At 65.4% G+C, this 3,327-nt stretch carries 4 protein-coding genes; 1 reads left to right on the top strand and 3 read right to left on the bottom strand.

Annotated elements, in window-relative coordinates; translation table 11 throughout:
- Positions 1 to 115: 115 nt before the first annotated feature.
- Together uppP and tgt are read right to left on the bottom strand one after the other, a co-directional pair.
- Positions 116 to 925, bottom strand: coding sequence for an undecaprenyl-diphosphatase UppP (gene uppP / locus H5T60_13185; protein ID MBC7243384.1), 810 nt, complete (start codon positions 923 to 925; stop codon positions 116 to 118).
- 28 nt (positions 926 to 953) lie between these two features.
- Positions 954 to 2,144 (bottom strand): tRNA guanosine(34) transglycosylase Tgt, encoded by a 1,191-nt coding sequence (tgt, locus tag H5T60_13190; GenBank protein ID MBC7243385.1) that lies wholly within the window; start codon positions 2,142 to 2,144, stop codon positions 954 to 956.
- 115 nt (positions 2,145 to 2,259) lie between these two features.
- On the opposite strand from tgt, the gene nfi reads away from it, so the two are divergent.
- Entirely contained in the window at positions 2,260 to 2,958 is a 699-nt protein-coding gene (nfi, locus tag H5T60_13195) for a deoxyribonuclease V (GenBank protein MBC7243386.1), read from the top strand.
- Between the two features lie 13 nt (positions 2,959 to 2,971).
- Here nfi and H5T60_13200 read toward each other — a convergent pair.
- Positions 2,972 to 3,327 (bottom strand): PD40 domain-containing protein (locus H5T60_13200; protein MBC7243387.1); only part of this gene is annotated, 356 nt, incomplete at its 5' end.

The following is a 3,327-nucleotide window of genomic DNA, read 5'->3' on the forward strand; positions in this document are numbered from 1 at the left end:
TACGCACCAGGGTCGGCGCCGGGCGCGCCGCGGCACTGCAGGCAGTAAGCATGCCGGCAAGCATCACGATGACGCACCAGGTGACCGAAACAGCGCGCCGCATGGAACCCGCCCTTTAGCGCAGAAAATAGAGAGCCAGCGCTGTAATCCCCAGCAGAGCGCAGTAGGCGGCGAAGGGATACAGCCGGCGCCGGCGCACGAACGACAGCAGGAAATGGATGGCGAGAAAACCAGATACAGCGGCGGCGAGGAAGCCAGCGGCCAGCAGGCCGGCGGAGTCCGAAGCCCCAGGCGTCCCCACGAAGTCGAGAAGCTGGAACAGGCCGGCGCCCAGGATAATCGGCACCGAGAGCAGGAAGCTGAAGCGGGCGGCGGCCGGCCGGCGCAATCCCAGCACCAGTCCCATGGCAATGGTGGCGCCGGAGCGGGAAATCCCGGGGGCCAGCGCCAGCCCCTGTGCCAGGCCGATGAGGAGGGCTTCCCACCAGGTCATGCCCTCGGCCTCTTTCGTCTGCCGGCCAATCCGCTCGCTGAACACGAGGATGGCCGCGGTGACCAGCAGGAAGCCGGCGGCCCAGGCCGGCGCGGCAAAAAGCGCTTCCACGGGCTTTTCCCCCAGGCCACCCATCAGCACGGCCGGGATGGTGCCCAGGATGATGAGCCAGCCGAGCCGCGTGGACGGGGTGGCCGGCCGCAGTCGGAAGGTGCCCAGGAGCCAATCGCGGATAATCACCCACAGGTCGCCGGCGAAATACAGCACCACCGCCGCCAATGTCCCCCAATGCACGATAGTATCGAACACCAGGCCCGGGGAGGCCCAGCCCAACAGCCACGGCACCAACACCAGATGGGCGGAACTGCTGATGGGCAGGAACTCAGTGGCTCCCTGTACGATGCCCAGAACGACGGCCTGGAACGGATTCATGGGTGAACGAATGCCTCCTTGAAAGGGGTTATCCCCCGCGCGACGAGCGAGCGCGCAGGGATTCCAGCCGGCGGAGACGGTTGGCCTCCCGAACGGCGTAATCGGTCGTTTTGTACTGGCGCAGGAACTGCTCCTTGAAATCGGCGAAGGTCCCGTCCAGGATGGATTGGCGGATGCGGCGCATCAGGTCCAGCGCGAAATGCAGGTTATGAATGGTGGCCAGGCGCAGGCCGAGGATTTCGCCGGCCTTAAAGAGATGGCGCAGATAGGCGCGCGAAAAATGCCGGCAGGTGTAGCACTCGCACCCTTCTTCGATGGGGCGAGGGTCGTCGGCATACGGGGCGTTGCGGATATTGAGCCGGCCTTCATGCGTCAGCAGGGCGGCATTGCGCGCCAGCCGGGTCGGCAGGACGCAGTCGAACAAGTCCACCCCCCGCGCCACACATTCAAAGAAATCCTCCGGCGAGCCAACGCCCATCAGATAGCGGGGCTTGTGCTTGGGAAGCAGGCCGTTCAACAGTTCCAGGATGGCGTGCATGTCCTCCTTCGGCTCCCCGACCGACAGGCCGCCGATGGCATATCCGGGGAAATCAAGAGAGACCATGAACTCCGCGCTGTAGGCCCGCAGGTCGGGAAACACTCCGCCCTGAACGATGCCGAACAAAGCCTGATCGGGGCGCGTGTGGGCTTCTTTACAGCGCACCGCCCAACGGTGTGTGCGTTCCAGCGCCTGGCGGTTGTACTCATAATCCATGGGCGGGGCGCATTCGTCCAAACACATGATGATGTCGGCCCCGAGCTGTTCCTGAATCTGCACCGCTTTCTCCGGGGAGAAAAAGTGCTGGGAACCGTCGATATGGGAGCGGAAGACCACACCGTCCTCGCGGAAAGTGCGCAGGTCCTGGAGGCTGTAGATTTGAAACCCGCCGCTGTCGGTGAGGATCGGCCCATCCCAGCACATGAAATGATGCAGGCCGCCCAGCTTCTCGATGATGTCGGGCCCCGGGCGTAGATAGAGGTGATAGGTGTTGGAAAGGATGATCTTGGCCCCCAGCTCCTTCAGCTCGTGCGGGGTCATGGTTTTGACGGTGGCCTGAGTGCCCACCGGCGCGAACATGGGGGTGGGGATGTCGCCGTGGGGGGTGTGGATGACGCCGGCGCGCGCCCCCGTGCGGCTGTCCTCTTTGATCAGCGAGAAACCGAACCCTGTTCCTGACATCATGCTCCCGTGCTCTCTACGAATAGCTATCGCCCCATTATGGGCACAAGCGAGGAGACTGTCAAATTGCCGGCCAGCAGGAGCCGGCTATAATGGCGGCAGGAGGTACACAGCCATGCGCCTGGTGTTCCCGCATCCGTGGAATGTGTCCCCCGAAGAGGCGGCCACCATCCAGCAGGAGCTGGCCCAGCAAGTGGTGCGCGAGAACGCCGTCGCTATCGAGGCCGTGCGTTACGTCGCCGGCGTTGACGTTGGGTTCGTCGGGGATATGGCGCGCGCCGCCGTAGTGGTGTGCGAGTTCCCCTCTCTGCGCCTGGCGGCCCAGAGCCTGGCGCAGGTGCCCGTCTCCTTCCCCTATATCCCTGGCCTGCTGGCGTTTCGCGAGGGGCCGGCAGTGCTGGCGGCACTGGAAAAGCTGGACCTGTGGCCGGATGTGTTTATTTTCGACGCGCAGGGCATCGCCCATCCGCGCCGGCTGGGATTGGCCTCGCATATGGGGGTGGTGCTGGATTGGCCCAGCATCGGGTGCGCCAAGTCGCGCCTGGTGGGGCGGTTCACCGCGCCGCCGGCGGAACGCGGGGCCTGGACGCCGCTGACCGACGGCCAGGAGTGCATTGGGGCAGTGGTGAGGACGCGCGCCGGCGCCGCACCGCTCTTCGTCTCCATCGGGCATCGGGTGGACCTGGAGACAGCCGTGGAGCTGGTACTGCGCTGTACCCGACAGCACCGCCTGCCGGAGACCAGCCGGCTGGCGCATATGCTCGCCAGCCGCGGCACACTGCCCAGCGATGCACTGCAGGAGCGGCTGTTCTAGCAGGTGGGAGGGGTTACGGCGTCCCCGGCCCCCAGTGGACCATCCGTTCGCGGGCGTTCTGGTAGGTGAAGGTCAGGCCGGCCAGCGCTTCCTCCAGGAACGGCCGCTGGTCGGAACCATCGGCCGCCATAATGTACATCCGCCATGTGCCATCCCGGTTCGAGAAAAAGGCGATGAACCGCCCGTCCGGCGACCAGGCCGGCGAGACATTGTCCGCGGCGTGCCCGGCCAGGGCAGAACTGCGCGTGAGCTGGGTGCGTTGGCCGGTCTCCAGGTCCAGCAGGAAGAGGTCCCAATGATCGTGCAGACGCACCATGTAGACCAGGCGACGGCCGTCCGGAGCAAGGGCCGGCGATGCGACGTACAGAT

The sequence above is a fragment of the Anaerolineae bacterium genome (assembly GCA_014360855.1).
In the GTDB taxonomy this organism is placed as follows: domain Bacteria; phylum Chloroflexota; class Anaerolineae; order JACIWP01; family JACIWP01; genus JACIWP01.